General features: G+C 51.6%; 15 protein-coding genes. 7 read left to right on the top strand and 8 right to left on the bottom strand.

All coding sequences use genetic code 11. From position 1 onward, the window contains the following. Positions 1-53: 53 nt before the first annotated feature. Together modA and NQU17_12325 are read right to left on the bottom strand one after the other, a co-directional pair. The gene (modA, locus tag NQU17_12330) at positions 54-872 is read right to left on the bottom strand and encodes a molybdate ABC transporter substrate-binding protein (protein ID UUM11429.1); all 819 of its coding nucleotides are present in this window, start codon (positions 870-872) and stop codon (positions 54-56) included. 197 nt (positions 873-1,069) lie between these two features. After that, positions 1,070-1,273 carry a hypothetical protein gene (locus tag NQU17_12325; protein UUM11428.1) on the bottom strand — a complete coding sequence of 68 codons (204 nt, stop codon included), beginning with the start codon at positions 1,271-1,273 and terminating at the stop codon, positions 1,070-1,072. A gap of 54 nt (positions 1,274-1,327) precedes the next feature. On the opposite strand from NQU17_12325, the gene NQU17_12320 reads away from it, so the two are divergent. Further along, on the top strand, positions 1,328-2,521 hold the full coding sequence (locus NQU17_12320; GenBank protein UUM11427.1) for a YgeY family selenium metabolism-linked hydrolase: 1,194 nt from the start codon (positions 1,328-1,330) through the stop codon (positions 2,519-2,521). A 168-nt stretch (positions 2,522-2,689) separates the two neighbouring features. Here NQU17_12320 and NQU17_12315 read toward each other — a convergent pair whose 3' ends face one another. Continuing rightward, on the bottom strand, positions 2,690-3,610 hold the full coding sequence (locus tag NQU17_12315) for a GNAT family N-acetyltransferase (GenBank protein UUM11426.1): 921 nt from the start codon (positions 3,608-3,610) through the stop codon (positions 2,690-2,692). A gap of 482 nt (positions 3,611-4,092) precedes the next feature. Between NQU17_12315 and NQU17_12310 the strand changes: the two genes are divergently transcribed. From NQU17_12310 to NQU17_12300, 3 genes are all read left to right on the top strand, one after another. Further along, on the top strand, positions 4,093-4,800 hold the full coding sequence (locus NQU17_12310; GenBank protein UUM11425.1) for a hypothetical protein: 708 nt from the start codon (positions 4,093-4,095) through the stop codon (positions 4,798-4,800). Between the two features lie 115 nt (positions 4,801-4,915). Beyond that, positions 4,916-5,860, top strand: coding sequence for an AraC family transcriptional regulator (locus NQU17_12305; GenBank protein UUM11424.1), 945 nt, complete (start codon positions 4,916-4,918; stop codon positions 5,858-5,860). A gap of 663 nt (positions 5,861-6,523) precedes the next feature. Further along, positions 6,524-8,254 (top strand): DUF5050 domain-containing protein, encoded by a 1,731-nt coding sequence (locus NQU17_12300; GenBank protein ID UUM11423.1) that lies wholly within the window; start codon positions 6,524-6,526, stop codon positions 8,252-8,254. A 329-nt stretch (positions 8,255-8,583) separates the two neighbouring features. Here NQU17_12300 and NQU17_12295 read toward each other — a convergent pair whose 3' ends face one another. The 3 genes from NQU17_12295 to NQU17_12285 all read right to left on the bottom strand — a co-directional run bounded on the left by NQU17_12295 (position 8,584) and on the right by NQU17_12285 (position 11,168). Next, positions 8,584-8,811, bottom strand: a complete 228-nt coding sequence (locus tag NQU17_12295; protein ID UUM11422.1) for a cation transporter — start codon at positions 8,809-8,811, stop codon at positions 8,584-8,586. Between the two features lie 116 nt (positions 8,812-8,927). Further along, positions 8,928-10,778: a heavy metal translocating P-type ATPase gene (locus tag NQU17_12290; GenBank protein UUM11421.1), complete on the bottom strand. Its 1,851-nt coding sequence runs from the start codon at positions 10,776-10,778 to the stop codon at positions 8,928-8,930. A gap of 96 nt (positions 10,779-10,874) precedes the next feature. Next, positions 10,875-11,168 (bottom strand): iron-sulfur cluster repair di-iron protein, ric, encoded by a 294-nt coding sequence (locus NQU17_12285; GenBank protein UUM11420.1) that lies wholly within the window; start codon positions 11,166-11,168, stop codon positions 10,875-10,877. Between the two features lie 407 nt (positions 11,169-11,575). Here NQU17_12285 and NQU17_12280 point away from each other — a divergent pair, with 407 nt between their 5' ends. The 3 genes from NQU17_12280 (at position 11,576) to NQU17_12270 (ending at position 15,159) form a co-directional block, all read left to right on the top strand. Next, positions 11,576-12,394 carry an alpha/beta hydrolase gene (locus tag NQU17_12280; GenBank protein ID UUM11419.1) on the top strand — a complete coding sequence of 273 codons (819 nt, stop codon included), beginning with the start codon at positions 11,576-11,578 and terminating at the stop codon, positions 12,392-12,394. 384 nt (positions 12,395-12,778) lie between these two features. Beyond that, a complete protein-coding gene (locus tag NQU17_12275) occupies positions 12,779-14,800 on the top strand; it encodes a DUF5050 domain-containing protein (GenBank protein ID UUM11418.1) in 2,022 nt (673 codons plus the stop codon). A gap of 176 nt (positions 14,801-14,976) precedes the next feature. After that, positions 14,977-15,159 (top strand): hypothetical protein, encoded by a 183-nt coding sequence (locus tag NQU17_12270; GenBank protein UUM11417.1) that lies wholly within the window; start codon positions 14,977-14,979, stop codon positions 15,157-15,159. On the opposite strand, the gene NQU17_12265 is transcribed toward NQU17_12270, so the two are convergent. Then, positions 15,152-16,243 carry an SH3 domain-containing protein gene (locus tag NQU17_12265; protein ID UUM11416.1) on the bottom strand — a complete coding sequence of 364 codons (1,092 nt, stop codon included), beginning with the start codon at positions 16,241-16,243 and terminating at the stop codon, positions 15,152-15,154. The two genes, NQU17_12270 and NQU17_12265, sit on opposite strands and share 8 nt — an antisense overlap. A 698-nt stretch (positions 16,244-16,941) precedes the next feature. Then, the gene (locus NQU17_12260) at positions 16,942-18,729 is read right to left on the bottom strand and encodes a S8 family serine peptidase (GenBank protein ID UUM11415.1); all 1,788 of its coding nucleotides are present in this window, start codon (positions 18,727-18,729) and stop codon (positions 16,942-16,944) included. Between the last annotated feature and the right edge of the window lie 52 nt (positions 18,730-18,781).

Raw genomic sequence — 18,781 nt, 5'->3', positions numbered from 1 at the left:
TGATCCAGCGTCCGAAGCGATGCCCCGGAGAAGAATTCGTTTCTATTATTATATCAATACTGAGGGGTGAAGCCATACTTAACAAAAACGGCTTTGGCTTCGTCGGTGAACAGGAAATCCACAAAGGCTTTGGCCAGATCCGGCTGCTTCGCCGCCTTGACTGCGCCAGCCGGATAAACGATGGCCTTGTGGCTGCCTTCCGGTGCTTTCAGGACAATCTGGACCTTGCTGCTGATTTTGGCATCTGTTTCATACACGATGCCATAATCCACCGCCTCGGTTTCGACCCAGGCAAGCACTTCCCGGACATCCTTGGCAAACACGAATTTCGGTGTGAGCGGCTCAAACAGCTGCAGGTTCACCAGGACTTCCCGGGCATACTGTCCGGCCGGCACGCTGTCGGGATCGCCGATGCCGATCTTTTTGACGCTGTCCTGGCCAAGATCCTTGAACTCCTTCAGGGAAGCGGCGGACCAGGGAGCAATCAAAACAACCTCATTCTTTAAAAGCGGCTTCACCGTAGATGGATCCATCAGACCGGCGTCAGACAGGGCGGTCATCTGCTTCTGACCGGCGCTGACAAACACATCAACCGGAGCACCCTGTTCAATCTGCTGCTGCAGAGCTCCGGAGCTGCCGAAGTTAAAGCTGATGTCCGCACCGCTGTGCTTTGCCAGGAACAGGGGCTTGAGCTCTTCCATGGCATCGCTCAGGCTGGCCGCGGCGGAAATCTGCAGTGTGCCGGAAGCAGGCGTGCTCGTCAGACCGCTTGCCGGGACCGATCCCCCGGTGGTTGACACAGTGGCAGGGCTGCAGGCTGTCAGGGACAAACCGAGAACCAGGAGCAAAGACAGGGTGCTAAGACGTTTCATACGAAATCCCTCCAGTTGAATTGACCAAAACGTAACCGATCCTGTTTCATTGATTTGAGTCCATTTTAGTTCGGTTTTGTTTTGTTTATTTGAATAATACAAGTTTAAAATACTCCAACTCCAACGCTCTGTCAATCACATCGCCCGGTTCTTGCCAATGGTCGGAAGCAGCCAGGCAGTCAGTTGAATTTCCCGTCTCAGTTTTGAGCTCGCCCCAGAATGCCGGGCTGGAAGAACCCTTCGGAGGGCGTTCCGTTTCCCTTCTGTCGGATCCAGGTTCCATTTGTCGTCGGACTCCAGTAGAATGAAACTGACACCATGGGAACGGGAGTCTTCTTCACTCGCCGGGATCCCTTGTTTCGCAGACGATTTTTTACCAGAAGCAGCTCTGAAAACTTCATTTGCTAATGAGACTCAGCTCTGAAAATTTCATTCATTAAGGAGAGACGCATACCATGGAAGAACGCCTTATTTCACTGGCTCAGGAACTGATCCGGATTCCCAGTCCGTCAGGACAGGAACAGCAGGCTGCCCTGGCCATCGAACGGACGATGAAGGAACTTGGATTTGATGAGGTTGTCATCGACCGGTACGGCAGCGTAATCGGCCGGATCAGAGGGCGGTATCCCGGTCCCACGGTCCTGCTGGACGGCCACATCGACCACGTCGACGTCATCGATGCCGCCGAGTGGCTTCATGATCCCTTCGGCGCTGAAATCGAGGAGAACAGGATTTATGGCAGGGCGGCCTCGGACATGAAGGGGAGCGTGGCGGCCATGATCATCGCTGCCGCTGAGTTTAACCGGTCCACCGGCGGGGCGTTTGGCGGCAGTGTATGTGTGGCCGGAACGGTCCATGAGGAATGCTTTGAAGGGGTGGCGGCCCGGGAGGTCAGCCGGGTTCTCCGTCCGGATCTGGTCATCATCGGGGAAGCGACCTCAGGCACACTGAAAATCGGACAAAGGGGCCGGGCGGAAGTCATTGTTGAGGCGGAAGGCCAAAGCTGCCACTCGTCCAACCCGGAAAAAGGCATCAATGCGGCTTATCATATGGTCAGTGCGATCCAGGCACTTCGCGGTCTCACACCGCCAAGCCATCCGATCCTGGGGAAGGGCATATTGGAACTGACCGACCTGATTTCATTCCCTTATCCCGGTGCATCTGTCGTCCCATCCCGCTGCCGGGCCACCTTTGACCGACGGACGCTCCCCGGTGAGGATCCCGAAGCGATCTTAAGCCCGATCCGGAAAATTCTGGAAACCGTCAAGCAGCAGATTCCGGAGCTGAAGGCCACGGTCCGGCTCGAGCAAGGTCAGGCCACATGCTGGACGGGTGAAACCATTGCGGCTCAGCGGTATTTCCCCGCCTGGCTGATGGAGGAGGACAGTGAACTTGTCCAAAAGTGCCGAAAAGGCCTGCGTCAGGTGGGAATTGACGCACCCCTTTCCCACTTTTCCTTCTGTACCAACGGCAGTCACTATTGCGGGGAAGCCGGGATCCCCACCATCGGATTCGGACCTTCGCTGGAGAGTCTGGCCCATGTCCGGGATGAATCCATCGAGATCCGGGAACTGGTGACGGCCTGCCGCGGGTTCATCGGTATGCTCTCCGAGCTTCTGGCCTGTCCCAAAGAAGAACCGGAACAGTAAACCAGTGAGACGAATGGGGGGAGAACTTGATGCCCCGGCCGATCACAGCGATCGGCCGGGGCATTGAAATGGGACCAACCCAGGGGCAAAAGAATGAATGGGAGATCGGATCAAGACGAGATGGAATCAAAGGGCGAATGCCTCAAGGATTGATACCGTTCAAGGAAATCAGCGAACCTTCCGGCGCCACTGCCAGAATTCATCCTGCCCCTCCGGAACAAAGCCCAAGGTTTCATAAAACGGCTGATCACCGCCCAGCATTCCCCGTGCCGGACCGATCTTGCGCACCCGATTGGCCGCTTCCCAAAGCAGAGCCTTTGCAACCCCTTTGCGCCGGTGCCACCAGACTACTCCCAGCGGTTCCAGCTCACAGTAGGGCATGGCCTCATGGTACCAGATGATCGCCATGCCAGCCGGCTTGCCCTCGGGATCCAGTGCCACCAGTTCCAGTTCCGGACGATAGTCCGGCATCTGCCTCAAATGGTTGAAGGCGGCTTCTCCTGTCTCCGTGTGGGGAAGGCCGTACTGAAAGGAAAAGGCGTGGACATTGGACAGGTAGAAGGCAGGGGCCGTTGTGCCATCAATGATTCGAAATCCCGCGGGCAATTCTACTTCAAACGGTCCTTCCGGGAAGGTCAGAATGTTCTGACGGTCATGAATGCCTTTGAACTCATAGCCTCGTTCCCTGGCATAATCACGCAGGACGGGGCACTGAACCGGCACGTGCAGATCCAGAATCCGTTCCCCCGTGGTTGATTCAAAGCGGGCAATGTGGGTTTCGGCATGGAAAAGCATCCGGTCCAGAAGTTCGCGGTCATTCATTCGGCTGACCCGGTCAAAGAGGAGGAACGCGCCGCCATCGTAATTCCCCTCACTGACCACCGCTGCCGCCAGATGTTCCCCTTCAAACCAGAGCCCGTTGGTGTGGCGCCAGCTGCCGGGAGCTCCGACAAACGCCGGATGCAGTCCCCGGCAGAATTCATGGCGGCTGATGCTCCAGGCCGGAACCGACCATTGATAACTGGCCAGCACCAGTTCCCGGACCTGTGCGTCATCAGATTCCCGATAATAACGGAATGAATACTTCATCAGATTCACCTGCTTTCCATCAGATTTCGTTCCGGCAGGCCAGGTCAGAGACCAAACACAGCCCTGCATAGTGATCCCCTAAATCGAATTTGAAATCGGCCTGCTTTTCTCCTTTATTATCCGTTTCCGAATTCAGGAGTACAAGAGAACAGTTGATGAAAACCTGTCAGTTCAGTTTCAATTCCTGCACCGTCTGTTCCACGCGTAAGCTGACACGACCCTAACCCGACCCTCAATCGGGATCTCCGGATCCCGGACCCTCAGGCTTTCAGGTTCTCTGCCATTACATGTAATCTGCTCATACTTGACTTGCTCTCTGTTTCCTCAGCAGGACATTTTAGACATCGAACCCTTTCCGGTCACCGGGACTGGATCTATTCTCACGGATCTTTATCACCAAGCCACGCGATCAACTATAATAATAGTAGAGATACCATGAAGGATGCGCCGGTGGGCGCTGTATTGAACCAAAAGGAGCAGCCATGGTCTACCTGAAATCTTTCTATGCATTTTCCCGGAAACTGAAAATTCAAGCCATCATAGGGCGGAGTCTGCTGATTCTGACCCTGGCTTTTCTGATCCTCTCGGTCTGGCAGGCACCCGATACGATGACTTTGCTGGCGGTTCTCAGCTTTCTCCCTGGAGTGTTCCTGGGCATTGTGAAGGGAGACAAATATGTCGTGACCAGAGATTCTTTGGACGTCCTGAAGAAGAACTTTCCGCCGGGCTTTGACACCAGGGATCTGTACCTGCACCTGGACTGGGTCTGGCCAACCATTGAAACCCATCTGAAGGATAGCCACCTCTTTATTATTCAGCCGGATCATTTTCTGGTGGAGGATCTGAACGAAATCGACTGGATCTACACTTCCTATGGTTCAGGCCGTTCCATGTATTACTTTTTTCTGGAAATCATCCGGAAGGATCAGCGGCATCGGATCGTTCGTCTGCCGCATACGACCGATATGGACTGGTCCGGGGTTTCGCGCACCAAGGATGATCTGCTGGATCTGATGGAGTTCCTGCGCCGCAACTACCCGCATATCCGGATCGGCTATACCAGGGAGCGACGGGAAGCTTTTCTCAGCGGACTGCCCTGGTATCGCAGGCTGCTCGAACGGCCCCGCTTCGCAGGTGCGAAGGATTTCATCGCCTTGAACCCGGATCCGGCCAGCGGAAGGGATGCCTGATTCGGCGCATGGTCAAATAGGATTGAAACAGGAGCAGGAATCACACGTACAGTCAAGAGATTGAACTTCAGAATTGGTATGATGAACTCAGACACAGGGAAAAGAGGTGACGGGAATGGGATCCCGGGATACAGTGGAAGCGGTACAGCGGATGCAGGATTATATGGAGGAGCATTTATTGGTTCCCATTACGATGAAGCAGCTCGCCCGGGCGGCGGGGTATTCTCCCTGGCATGCCGCCAGGATCTTCCGGGAGGAGCTGGGCAAATCACCCTTTGAGTATCTGCGGGCGCTTCGGCTCAGCCGGGCCGCACTGAAGCTGCGGGATGAGCCCGTGCGCGTTCTGGATGTCGCGCTGGAGTTTGTGTTTGATTCCCACGAGGGCTTTACCAGAGCCTTCAGCCGGACCTTCGGCGTGACGCCCAGCCGGTATAAGGCTCACCCCCAACCCATCGGGCTGTTCATGCCCCATGGGATTGCGGACTACTATCGATTCCTGGAAAATGAGGTGAAACAAATGAAATCGGATCACAATGCTGCCGTTCAGACTGTGTTCGTTCAGATCGTGGAACGGCCGGCCCGAAAACTCATTCTGAAACGCGGCATCAAAGCGGAACATTATTTTGACTACTGTGAGGAAGTCGGCTGCGATGTCTGGGGGCTGCTGACCAGCGTCAAGGAGGCTCTGTACGAACCGGTTGGTTTGTGGCTGCCGGATTCCCTGATCCGGCCCGGCACGTCCCGATATGTGCAAGGCGTTGAAGTCCCGGCAGACTATACGGGCATTGTGCCTGAGGGGTATGAACTCATTGATCTGAAACCCTGCACAATGATGGTCTTTCAGGGAGAACCCTATGAGGACGAAACCTTCGGTGAGCGGATTCAGGAAATCTGGCTGGCCATGGAGAACTATGACCCCACGGTATACGGCTATGCCTGGGCAGATGATGAAGCACCCCGCTTCCAGCTCGAACCCCAGGGTTTTCGCGGATACATCGAAGCTCGCCCCGTTCGCCGACTGATCCACGATCAGACCGGAATGACAGCCATGACACCGTAATCAGAATTAAAAATCCTTGAGCTTTCGCAGCGGGCGGAGAACTCAAGGATTTTTTCTGCTTTTGACTATTTCACGAAGTAGTTTTTTCGTTCATTCAGTAAAATTTGGCTTGGACGAAGTGCCAGCCCCAATCTTCCGGACTGTCGGAGTGCCGGAGTGCATCAGAGTCTAAAACGCTCATAGGATAAAAGATACTCAGCAACAGCAGTATAAGGAAGGTGGAAAAAATCGATTAAGAGTCGTTTGTCCGTTTGTTAAGTTCCTTTGATTTCCCTTCGGACGAATGACGGTTATTCCGGAAAGGATGGAGGATCGGTTTACCCGGTCGAACTGGAAGATGAAGAAGGACGGCACGGAACCTGACTTCCTTAAGTCAAGGCAATCCAGTCCGCATCTATCCAGAGAGGGGACCCGTATAGCAGTGACTAAGAAATAGGAGTAATATAAAGGTGTAAAAGTATCCGAAATGGAACCAAACTCCGGAAAGTATTTGTACCAATACGAACTTACTTAAAACCAACCACATGAAGATTCGGTTTGCTTTTTTCGACCATTACGCCCGTGCTTCCTTTCTATAGCAATATTTCGTGGAATGTGCACACAGTATGTAGATCCTCTGATGAAACGCTCTGTTCAATATCTATATTATGAGGAGAGATTCCCATGAAACGGAAACCTATGAGAGCCTGCTCTGTTCTTCTGGTTCTCTTCAGCCTGCTGATCGTCGGATGCAGTGGGGAACCGAAGGAGCAGACCAAATTCGGCAATTCAAACCAGAACATCGACAATGCCGGTCTGTCCGTCACAGAAGGTGACTGGATCTACTTTACCAACATCTCAGCCAAGAATGCTCTGTACAAGATAAAAAAGGATCGCACCGGGGAAGCCATGATCACGCCGGAGGGAAGCTACAGCCTTAATTACTATGATGGCTGGATTGTCTATTGCAGCGCAGAGGACAATAAAATCTACCGGATCAAGCCGGACGGTACGGAAAAACAGAAACTGGGCGAACAGGCTGCCCAGAACACGATGGTGTATGATGGCTGGATCTATTCCATTAACCGGACGGACGAGACAAAAACCGAAGAGTACTCCAGAATCTACAAAATGAAGCTGGATGGCACCTCGTCCCAGACGGTCGGATCCGCCAAAACCGGAAAGTTCAATATCACGCAGGAAGGGATCTACTATTCGGATGGAGAGACCATTCACCGGATGAAACCGGATGGCAGCGAGGATACCGAGTTGGGGAAGGCGTCCTTCATCTCCCTGCAGGTGGTAGGAGATCACATTTATTACATCACCCAGGAAGCAAACAACATCTGGCGGATGAAACTCGACGGAACGGGTCCCCTCAAATTGTCGGAGGATAAAGTCAGTGCCATGAACGTGAGCGGGGATTGGATCTACTATGGCAATACAAAGGCAGAAACCATGGGGATTGAGTTCAAAAAGATGAAGCTGGACGGATCGGAGCCAACCGTAGTCAATAACGAAGGACCATTAATGCTCAACATCCACGAGGACATCATGGTATACCTGACCATGGATTTTGCCAGCTTCAGCATGAAAGAAACCATCATGAACACGGATGGGACCAACCGAAAAGACTACCTCATGACGCCGCCGACCTCAGAGAATACGGAAACCTCCTATGAAACATACGGGCTGAATGAAACGATTCCCTTCGATCAGCTCACCGCAAAGTGTCTGTCGGCATTTACGTCCAATGTAATGGCCAGGCCGGATGAAAATCGCGATCCCCTCAATGATCGGATCACGGGCGACCGGTGGCTGTGTGCTGCCTTTGAACTGACCAATCAGTCAAGTGAAGCGGTGATTCTGAAGGAACAGCTCCGCCTGATGCTGCCCGATGGCGGCTGGATTGGAGGGCGGTTCGCAGTCCTTGAAACGGCTGACAATCAGCCGCCGTCTCCGGTAAGCGATCTGCTGCCGGAAGAAGACTACCAGGACAGCATGATTCTGGAACCAGGCAAAAAGAGTCTCATTCAGGCCATCTTTCTGATCCCTGAGTGGGACAGTGAACAAGAGGCGAGGATCGGGCTATACGGGGGAGCGGAGCACCCGATGGCTGCCGTTGCCATGACTCCGGTGCAAGGCCACAACCTCATTCCCCACGAGCAAATCAATGACATGGTTCAGAGTAAGCTGTTCCCCAAAAGTGAAGTATATGCAGACGTGCCGATCACCGTTCCGAATGATGATACCGGGAAACTGGAAGTCTATTATGTCTATATCGTCACCCGGCCCGAGGGCAAGAAAGAGTATTATCTGATCAGGCGGGGGAACAATGAGCTGTTTGAAGGAAAACTGGACGGCAACTCCATTGTGCCGGTGAAGCAGCTGGAGTTCAAAAATTACGATGATTAGCGGGTGAAACGGCAATGACTCGGTCCTGATGAGGCGATAGCGAGAAACGGGTTATTGAACACGAATCCGGGGTCCGGGAGAAAGCAACTTAGCTCCGGAGTTCATAGGTCGCCGGCAGGAACGATATCGGGTAAATCAACCGGTATCGGACAGGATATCAGCTAATTAAGCCAATAGAACGGATATGAGATGAAAAACTGGTGACCAGTAAAAAACAGGATCCTGAGATCAAGCCAGTCTCGGGATCCTGTTTTCAAAGTGATTCAAAGTGATTCAAAGTGATTTGGAGTGAGTTGGGTGAGATGATATCCATCCTGCTCGGGCAGAGCTTATTTCACTTTAGAGCTAATGATTTCATAGCCGACTTTGCGGATGGCAGCTTCGATGGTTTCGATGGACAGCTTGGTTTCATCAAACTTGAGCTTCGCCTTGCTGGTGTTGAAGGATACACTGGTAGCGTCCTGGTCGATGCCGTCCAGGGTTTTCAGAGCACCCTCAATTTTCAGCATACAGGATGGGCAGGTCAGAGTTTCTAACTGGATGGTTGCAGATTTCATTTTTTTCTCTCCTCTTTCGAATTGATGTAATTTTATGATAAATGGGCTGGGGATGCAAGCGGGATCTGGATTCAAGCGGGAGTCCGTTCAGTTGGTCAGATTGATAGCAGTCCGGATTAGTTCAGCTGATAGCGCATGAGCCGCATGCCGTTGAGGATAACAGCCAGGATGCTGGCCTCATGAACGAGCATGCCGATGGACATGCTGACCCATTCACTGAACAGCACGCCGGCCAGCAGCAACACGACGACGCCTACCGCGATGAGGATGTTCTGCTTCATGTTCCGGGCGGTGGCTTTGGTCAGTCCCAGTGCATGGGGCAGACGGCCAAAGTCGGAGTTCATTAATACCACATCCGAGGTTTCGATGGCCACATCCGTACCGCTGCCCATGGCGATGCCGATCTGGGCGAGAGCCAGGGAGGGGCTGTCATTGACGCCGTCGCCGACAAAGGCGACAATCTGATGTTCCTTTTCAATCAGATTGCGGACATACTTGGACTTATCCTCCGGCAGGAGATTGCCGATGGCTCGGGTCAGTCCCAGATCGCGGCTTACGGCATCCACCGTGCCCTGGTTGTCGCCGGAGAGCATGATCAGATTCTTCACACCCAGTTTTTTCAGCCGGGCCAGGTCTTCGCGGATTCCGGGCCGGAGCTGGTCCCGGATTCCCATAAGGATCTTCAGTTCGCCGTCCACTGCGGTCAGCACCAGGGAGTTTCCATTCCCTTCGAAGCGCCGGATATCCGACCGGACCTGCTCGCTCAGAACAACTTCTTCTTTTTCCATCAGGGCGACATTGCCAACGGCCACGCGGTGTCCGTCGACACTGGCAACAATGCCTCCGCCCTTGAACACTTCGGTATTGCTTACGGGATAAGTCTTGATTGGCCCGATCTCCTGAAGGACAGCCTTGGCCAGGGGGTGGTCGGATTCGTACTCGACACTGGCCAGATAGGCCAGGGACTCGCCGGGTTCACCGTACCCGGCTTTTTCAGCCACCGTCGGATTGCCGACGGTGAGGGTCCCGGTCTTATCAAAGACCATCGTCTGCACCCGGCTGAAGTCACCGATGACTTCACTGCCTTTGAGCAGAATGCCGTGACGGGCTCCGTTGCCGATGCCTGCTACATTGGATACCGGGACTCCAATGACGAGAGCACCGGGGCAGCCCAGGACCAGAATGGTGATGGCCAGCTCGACATCTCTGGTTGCGAGCCAGACGATGAACGCCAGTACCAGAACCGCGGGGGTATAGTATTTCGAGAAGCGGTCGATGAACCGTTCCGCTTCGGATTTGGAATCCTGGGCTTCTTCCACCAGTTCGATGATCCGGCCAAAGGTGGTATCTTCACCCACCCGGTCAGCCACGATCTGAAGGGTGCCGTTGTCGAGGATGGTTCCCGCAAAAACGGTGGAACCCTTCTCCTTGCTGACCGGAAGGGATTCTCCGGTGATGCTGGCTTCGTTGATGCTGGCTTCGCCGCTTTGCACGGTTCCGTCCACCGGTACCTTGGCTCCGGTTTTGACCAGGAGAACATCGCCCACATCGACCTCATCCACATCCACTTCCTCGAACTCGCCGTTTTCCATTTGCTTCAGCGCGCTCTCCGGAGCCATTTCCGTCAGCTCACGGATGGCGGATCTGGTTTTATTCAGCGTCCGCTGCTCCAGGTATGCTCCGAACAGGAAGAGAAAGGTTACGATGGCAGATTCCTCAAAGTTACGGATGACAAAGGCACCGGCCACAGCGATGGTAACCAGGACATCGATGCTGACCACCTTGACTCGCAATGCCTGATAAGCCTGGATTGCAATGGGAGCCACTCCGATGAGGGATGCGATGATCAGCGCCCAGACCAGGACGATTTCCTGATGAAAGAGCCATTCAGCCAGGAACCCGATCGCGATCAGAATCCCGCTGAGCCATGTGATTTGATTTTTGTGTTTTAGAATATACCGCTGCATAAGCGCAACTCCTTTCCTTCTCCAGGCGATGTCTTCATTGACTCCACTTCAAAAAAGTTCCTCTTCCCGGCAGATGCAAAGAAGAGGAGTCCCGCTTTATCCGTGATAAGCTTCATCCAGCTCGGACAGCATGACATAGACCGCTTCATAGCTCTCACAGACATCACCGGGAACGGTATAGCGGTCCGTGAGTTCCCTCAGGCGGCTGAATTCAGACTCAAGATCCGGGGCTTCCGAATCAGATTGATTGATTTTTGCGATCATCTCATCGTATACTTTCCGAACTTCATGGAATTCAGGGTGATGTTCCCCGTGAACCCGGGCGACCACCGGTACAAAAAGCTTGAGCTTGTCCAGATTCCGTTTTTTTGCTTGTGCGAATGTCATCATTTTTTATTCCTTCCTTTATTACCTGTATTTTTATCAGAGCGGCTTTTCCGCGTGAACCGAAGGAATAGGCCTGTCTCTGATATCCGATCTTCTGATTCTATTCTAGTCGAACTCTGCCCGGTAAACTATGATTCAAATCAACTTTCAACCAAGTTCTAAGGATAAAACAAGTTGAGGCGGACTGTAGTACTGAATTCAGCGGGCTGTCGTCAGCTTGGGAAATAATCAGAGGATTCATGAAACCGGAAGTAAATCCTATTGTAGGATACCTAGGATCAAATGATTGTAAAGTAAAAATCTCCGGCGACTGTTTCGATCAGCACAGGAAACCTATTCCGGTGTTATCAAGGTAATTAGTATACTACCTGGAATATGCAAAAGCTGAACTTAAAAAGGAGGAACGAGTCATGATTGATTCTGCTGTCAGCATTGAACTTCCCAATAAAGTAAAGATTTCCTGCTTTGAGAGGGGGTCATCGGAAGGCGTCCCGATGATTCTGCTCCATGGACTAGGCGACTCCTGGCATATCTTTGAACTCCTCATGCAGGATCTGCCCCAGTCAATCCATGCGTTTGCCCTGTCGCAAAGAGGCCATGGGGATTCAAGCCGGCCGGACTCAGGATATGACACCGGGGATTTTCAAGGGGATTTGGAGATGGCCATGGATGCCTTGAATCTTGAGAAAGCGGTTATTCTGGGGGCTTCCAGCGGAGGTTTTCCAGCCAGAAGTTTTGCACTCAGTCACCCGGATCGCACCCTGGCCCTGATTCTTCTGGGAGCTCCGGCAACCCTTCAGGGTAATCCGGCAGCTCAGGAGGTATGGGAGTCCACCCTTTCAAAATTGACAGATCCGGTGGAAAGGGATTTCGCAGAACGCTTCTTATTGAGCACTCTGTCAAAGCCGATTGCCCAAGATTTCCAGGAGATGTTACTGAGGGAAAATCTGAAAGTGCCGGCAAGGGTATGGCGGGATACGATGGAGGGCATGATGAAGGAGGCATTCCCAGGGGGGTTAAGCAAAATCAGTTCGCCTACCCTGATTATCAGGGGAGACCAGGACAGACTTCTCACCAGAAGCAGTCAGGAGGAGCTGGCGAAAGTGATCCCCGGGTCTCGGCTGGTTGTACTGAAGGACGCCGGGCATTTGCTTTACTGCGAGGATCCCAGAGGCGCTGCAACGGCTATTGCCCGTTTCATCGATAAAGTGAACCAGAATACAAGGTGAGATAACCCGGTCTGAATCAGATCACCGAGGATCAGCTGGCGCTGGTTCACATCTCGTCCCAAGAAGGAAATAAAAGGGAGTTCGCCGGAGGGAAATCTGCCTGGAATCAGATTCAATCAGACTTCTGTGGACCGTCAGAGGAGAGAATTCCTGCAGATTTCACAGGGATGAACACTGTTATCTGATCCATGCTTCCGTGGGAGCATAGGTGAAAATAGGACATGGCAATGCCTGAATGAGTAGGATCATGGTGGAAAGTACTTTTCGCAAGGTGTAAGCTTAAGGTGAAAAAATACACCATACGAAAACATATGCATCTTGTGGTTTGCACTTAATGTTTGTAAACGCTTGGTTATGTCCATATCAAATGAGGAGATGAAGATCATGAAACGGATGAAATGCCTCCTGGTCGGGATGATGGGAAGCATACTGCTGCTCACAGCCTGTCAGGGAACTCCTGTTTCAACGATCGGAGGTACTCAGCCGGTAATCTCCGGATCAACCCGGCCGGCGACCGTTCCGGGCACCCAGCCGGCGACCATTCCGAGCACCCAGCCAGGGACGAGCCCCACTTCCACTACTCCTGGAACGACAGTTCACAACATGGGAAATCTCAACCGAAACTATTCGAACAGCGGATTGTATGCTGAAAACGACGAGTGGGTATGGTTCTCCCAATTGCCGGAATATCGGCTGAGCCGCATGATCAAATCAGGCTCGCAGGTGACATCCTTTGAAGCGGTGCACGTCATGCATATCAGTCTCGTTGGTGAGGCGGTCTATTATGTCGCAATGGATGAGGAAGGCGTAGAGATGGGCGGATCGCTATTCCGGATGAATCAGGACGGGACGAATCTGACAAAGATCAGCCCGGTCCAGGTGAATGTCCTTGGAACCTGCGTCATCCTGGATGACGGGATCTACTTTACGAATGCCGAGGATGGAGATCGCCTCTATCGAATGGATTTGGATGGGAAGACTCTCACGAAAGTAAATGACTCGCCGACCTGGATGGCCAATATCGATGAGGAATGGATTTTCTATCTGACGAGCGTCATGAATCAGGGGGAACAAGTGCTGGAAATCCATAAGATGAGGCTGGATGGGTCTGAAGATTCAGTTCTGGTTAGACCGGCCGGACGAAATCTGATGGCCGATCGCGGCTGGTTGTATTATGCGGATGACGCAGGCAGCCTGTTCCGCATACCATACGATAAAGCCCAGAGCAGTAAAATCGTTGCGGGACCCATCATCGATTACACCATCGATGGAGATACTTTGTATTTCATTGATCAGAAAACCGGAAACCTTATAACAAGCAGCTTGGATGGCTCTAAGGTCAGAGAACTGCTGACTTATCCAGTCCAAGGAGTTCAGATTACCGAGTCCTGGATTTATGTGCTTCATCGGAGCGGTCGATTGTATCGCATCAAGGCGGATGGCTCCAATTTAATGGAAAAAGCCTATGCGCTGAAGATGGTTCAACCAGATCCCCCTGGAACTCCGGTGGTGGAAGGACTGGGTTCCCTGAACGCCAATCAGAAGTATCGATCAATGTTCGTCTCTCAGGGAGACTGGATTTACGGCATTGATGTTACATCGCCGGAAAGCAGTCTGTTCAGGATGAAGCGGGATGGTTCCCAGCGGAGCGTGCTTGCTCCCAAGAGCGTGAGATATTTGAATCTGGTCGGAGACTGGCTCTACTTTATTGATGGTGATGCCTATAGCAGCATTGCCCGCATGAAAATCGACGGGACTTCCTATGGAGTCATCCATGACAGCAGTGTTTCCGGAATGATTGTGCGGGACGGGTGGATTTACTTTACCGACCGGGATCAAGAAAATCAGATCTGGAAGATCCAGACCGACGGCACTGAATTGACAGTTCTAAACAAAGGGCAGGCCATTCTTCTAGCCCTGGAGGGAGACTGGGTCTACTGGTCTCATCCCCGAGAGGACAACTGGGGCGTTAAGGATATTTATCGGACGAAGACCGACGGCAGCGAGGAAGAAATGCTGCTGAAGGGAATCGTCCAGCACATGACCGTCGGCGAAGGCTCGATGTTCTATGCGCCCGATGAAGACTGGATGGGAAAAATCAAATCCGACCCGGCGGGGATCTATCGCTTGAATCTCGACGGAACCGGAAAAGAAAAAATTCTGAGCGAGGATACCCTGACTTTAATCGGAGTTTACAAAGGCCATGTCTATTATTACAACGGGATGGAGGCAGCCGGGCTCTACCGGGCAAAGCTGGACGGAAGCAAACGCGAACGGCTCATCGGTCCGGGAGATTTCACCTGGGTACACTTCCTGGACGATCAGATTCTTTTCTTTGACAACTCCACCGGAGCCTACCGGATCATGAATCTCGATGGATCGGATGTTAAGAATCTGAAAAAATAGAGGACGACAGCAGCTATGTCCTGACAAAGAACTAGCATTCTCCGGGACAAAAGATCGTGTTCATCTGAAGATCTCCTTGACACGAAATCAGTCTCTGCAAAACAAGGCATGAAGTCAGGCAGCCGGGATATGAAGTCAGGCGGCAGGTGGTTTGCAGAGCTTATTTCAGCCACTTTGTGCAGAGTAATCTGACCTTCCGGTGGAACATTGGAGCGAACAATGACAAAGACCGTCGAATCGACCGCCTGCTTCAGGTGATCGATTCGACGGTCTTTTTACTTCATCCGATGCTCATCAGGCACCATGCGATTCGAAAGCTATTCGAGGATTTCGGCTTTGCGCAAAAAGAGCTTAGTTGACCGGCACGCCGTAATAATGGGTGTTGATGGAATTCTGGCACATCTGGAGGCAGATGCCTTCTTCCTTGCCGCCGTTGTAGTAGATATCGATGAGACTGACCCCGTTATTGAACTTGAGATAGAAATCATTATTGGGATTGCTTTTCACATCGATGATCTTGTAGGTTCTGACCTTCCCGTTCAGATCAGAGACCGATACCAGGGAACCTGTCTTGACATTGATCATATAGTTGAAAACCCCCGAACCATGACCCAGGATCATTGTGGTCTTGTTGTCGTAGTTGTACAGAGCCGGACCCCAGGTTACCAGAAGTCCTTTGTCCAAGTAAGTCTGCAGGGTGGATCCGCTCATATAGTTATGTTCGCCCCAGGACGGATCAAAGTAAGGCCGCAGATCGGCGATTTTTTTGTGCAGCCCTCCCAGGTAACCGATGCTGTGCACCGGAACGCTGGTCGTACCGGTGGACTCACTGGCGAGTTTCAGATAGGAAGCAGAAAGATAGCCAACGGTGCCATTGACGCTCACTTTGTACCAGGTGGAGCTGTATTTGGAAATTAGTGTGGCGGAGGTGCCGGCGGATAGTTTGCGGATGACAGAATAGGCAGTGGAAGGCCCGGTCCGGAAGTTGACCGATCCAGTGGTTACATAGACAGAAGCTGTTGTCGGCAGTGCTGAGGTTGTTGCTGCTTTCAGATAACTGGCGGAAAGATAGCCGACGGTTCCATTGACGCTTACTTTATACCAGGTGGAACTGTATTTGGATATCAGTTCCACCTTTGTGCCGGCGGACAATTTACGTATGACGGAGTAAGAGGTGGAGGGCCCGGTCCGGAAATTTACAGAACCCGTGGTCTGGTAGATCGCACCGGTATCCGGCAGGGACGGGACTTCCTGAGTTCTGGCGACCGGAGCCATCATCGGGGCGTTTGTCTGTGACTGACCCGCGGGAAGAGCAGTCTTGACTGAGTTTGTCTGAATGACTGAACCAGGATCCGTTGGCGCTGACTGAGGCGCGGAGAGTACAGCGAACTGTGAGATCCCGAGTATGATGGCCAGGGTGACAAGTGATTTACGATGTTTCATTCCATTAAACCTTCCTTAAGCGTATTCTTTTGATTAGTAAATTAGGTTAATTTCACATATCTCAAATAATACCATGTTTTGTAAATAGAAATTCCGCATTTAAATATGGATTTTATTAGTTATATAAAGACTTGAAGTAAAATTAAATAGAATTAAAATCTATAATGAATCCAACTTGCTGTGGCTGCTGGCTCAGGATAAGGACTGAAAGAAGTGTCATCCGAGAGAGTTTTCTAAACCTGAACAGAAAACTGCTGTATTGATCCTTGTTATTTTTTAAAAGAGGAATATAAGTCAAACGGATCGATCGAAAAGATTAAAAGAAAGATTATATGCATCATCCAGACACCGTTCAACATATCCTCACTGAGAATTGTATGCCAGGAGCGAAAAAACAGGAAAGCAGTCGATATTTACAAATGGCCAAAATATAAGAGAGAGGTCTTAGGTAATGAATCATTGCTGAAAAATGAGGTAAGCAAAAGACAGCAGAACCAAGAAATGTCATACTTTCTCGGTTCTGCTGTTTTGGTTTTTGGTGTGGTGGAATAGCGTTCAGGTGTAGATTGCTGATTGAATTTAAGTTAAATAAAGGAAAGACGACTCATGCGAGTCTTCTTTCCAGTCAGTGGTTATTTGTTCAATCATGTATTTTCCCCAGTAAGGAGCTGTTACTGCAATAAGTTGTTTAAGCCATCTTATTTCCGCTTGATCGTTATCGATACGGTTGCAGTATTGGAGTATGTACTTCCATCCCGTACCCGACAGGTGAATTTATCCGTGCCTGTAAAACCGCTATTCGGAACATAGGTGGCAATATGATCCGCAAGGGTGACACTGCCGCTGCCAGGTGGAGCAACAATTTCGTAAGTCAGAGGATCCCCGTCCACATCAGCACCCTTCAGTGTGACTTGAATGGTTGCGTTTCTTTTTGCAGTCACTGAAACATTGCCGGCAGTGGGGGGATCATTGACCGGCGTTACCGTAATGCTGATTGTGGCAGAATCGGAGTATGCTTTTCCGTCATAGGCTCTAAATGTAAATGAATCATCTCCGAAGTAATTCAGCGCTGGTGAATAAACGAGATTCGGAGCTGTTCCTTTCAGAGTGCCATGAGAGGGTCCCGAGGCAATCTGGAACGAGATAGTATCTCCGTCAGGGTCGCTTCCCGTCAGAACAATGGATTTTGGGATGTCTTCAGGGGACGCAACAGACTGGCTGACTGCGAACGGCCGATTATTAGGGGAAGGTGCGCCGCTTAGCGCGGCAGCAGCATCGATGAGGCCCCAGCCGAAGGTATTGTCTCGTCCGGAAGATCCAAGGTCATAAGCAGTACTCTGGAGGATATTCTGCACTTCAAGGGGCGTCACTGCCGCTCCGTACGCAATTACCAGAGCAGCGGCGGCTGCTGCATGTGGAGTCGCCATGGAGGTTCCCTGGAAGAAATAATAATTGAAGCTGGACGGATTCTTGGAGGTCGGATCAAAAGTATTCTGCAGGATACCGTCCACATAGCCATCTCCGTTTTTATCTGCACTGGTGTCTCCGCCTGGAGCAACCAGATCGACACTGGATCCGTAATTGGAATATGGTGCCAGATAACCGCCATAGCCTGTCGCGCCGACTGCGATCACGTAATCATCATAGGCTGCGGGATAACCGGTGAAGCTTGATCCCTCATTACCGGCAGCCGCTACGATGGTAACGCCTTTGACATCATGGGCATATCTGATAGCATCCAGGAGGATCGAGGAATCATCTGGCCCGCCCAGACTCATGTTAATGACCTTGGCTCCGTTGTCAGCAGCATAATAAATTCCGTTCGCAATGGCAGCATAGGATCCTGATCCTCGTTTATTCAGTACTTTCACCGGCATGAGAGTGACTCCGAATGCTGCGCCGGCAACGCCCAGGGAGTTGTTGGTGCTTTGGGCCACCGTTCCGGCCACATGCGTTCCATGACTGTTATCATCATTGGCATGAGCATCATTGTTGATGAAGTCATATCCCTGCATAAATTTGGTGTCGGCGAGATCCGGAGCTCTGTAATAGTTTCCGTAGTTTTCGTAGGCAATGCCCGTGTCCAGGATCGCGACAACGACATTGCTGCCCGTTGTTTTTTCCCAGGCCTGCTCCAGCTCGATGCCGCCCTGTGCTTTGTCTTTAAAGTTCCACTGATAGCTGTAGTAAGGATCGTTCGGAACCATGTATGCCTGAGCAATATAATTAGGTTCAGCATACTCCACATTGGCTTGCTTCGAATATTTGGCCACTTCGTCCTTCACTGAACCGGCCGCAACTTTGATTGTTCGGAAGGGATTCTTGTCATTACGGAATTTCACATTGATTTCATCAGGCACGAATTTCAATTCATTCTTTCCCAGAGAGTCGTTCACTTTGAACTCTTTGTCGGCGGCTCTGGTAGGGAGTCCCATGAAGGTCATACTAAGCAGGATTGCAGTAATCGCGGATAACCATCGTTTCATCCAATTCACCCCCAGGCTTGATTTTTTAAAGACATCCAGCTGGTTACAGAAG

Source organism: Clostridiaceae bacterium HFYG-1003, from assembly GCA_024579835.1.
Lineage (GTDB): Bacteria > Bacillota > Clostridia > Clostridiales > Clostridiaceae > JG1575.
The sequence above is the reverse complement of the archived record's forward strand: the minus strand, read 5'-3'. Positions and strand labels throughout refer to the sequence as shown.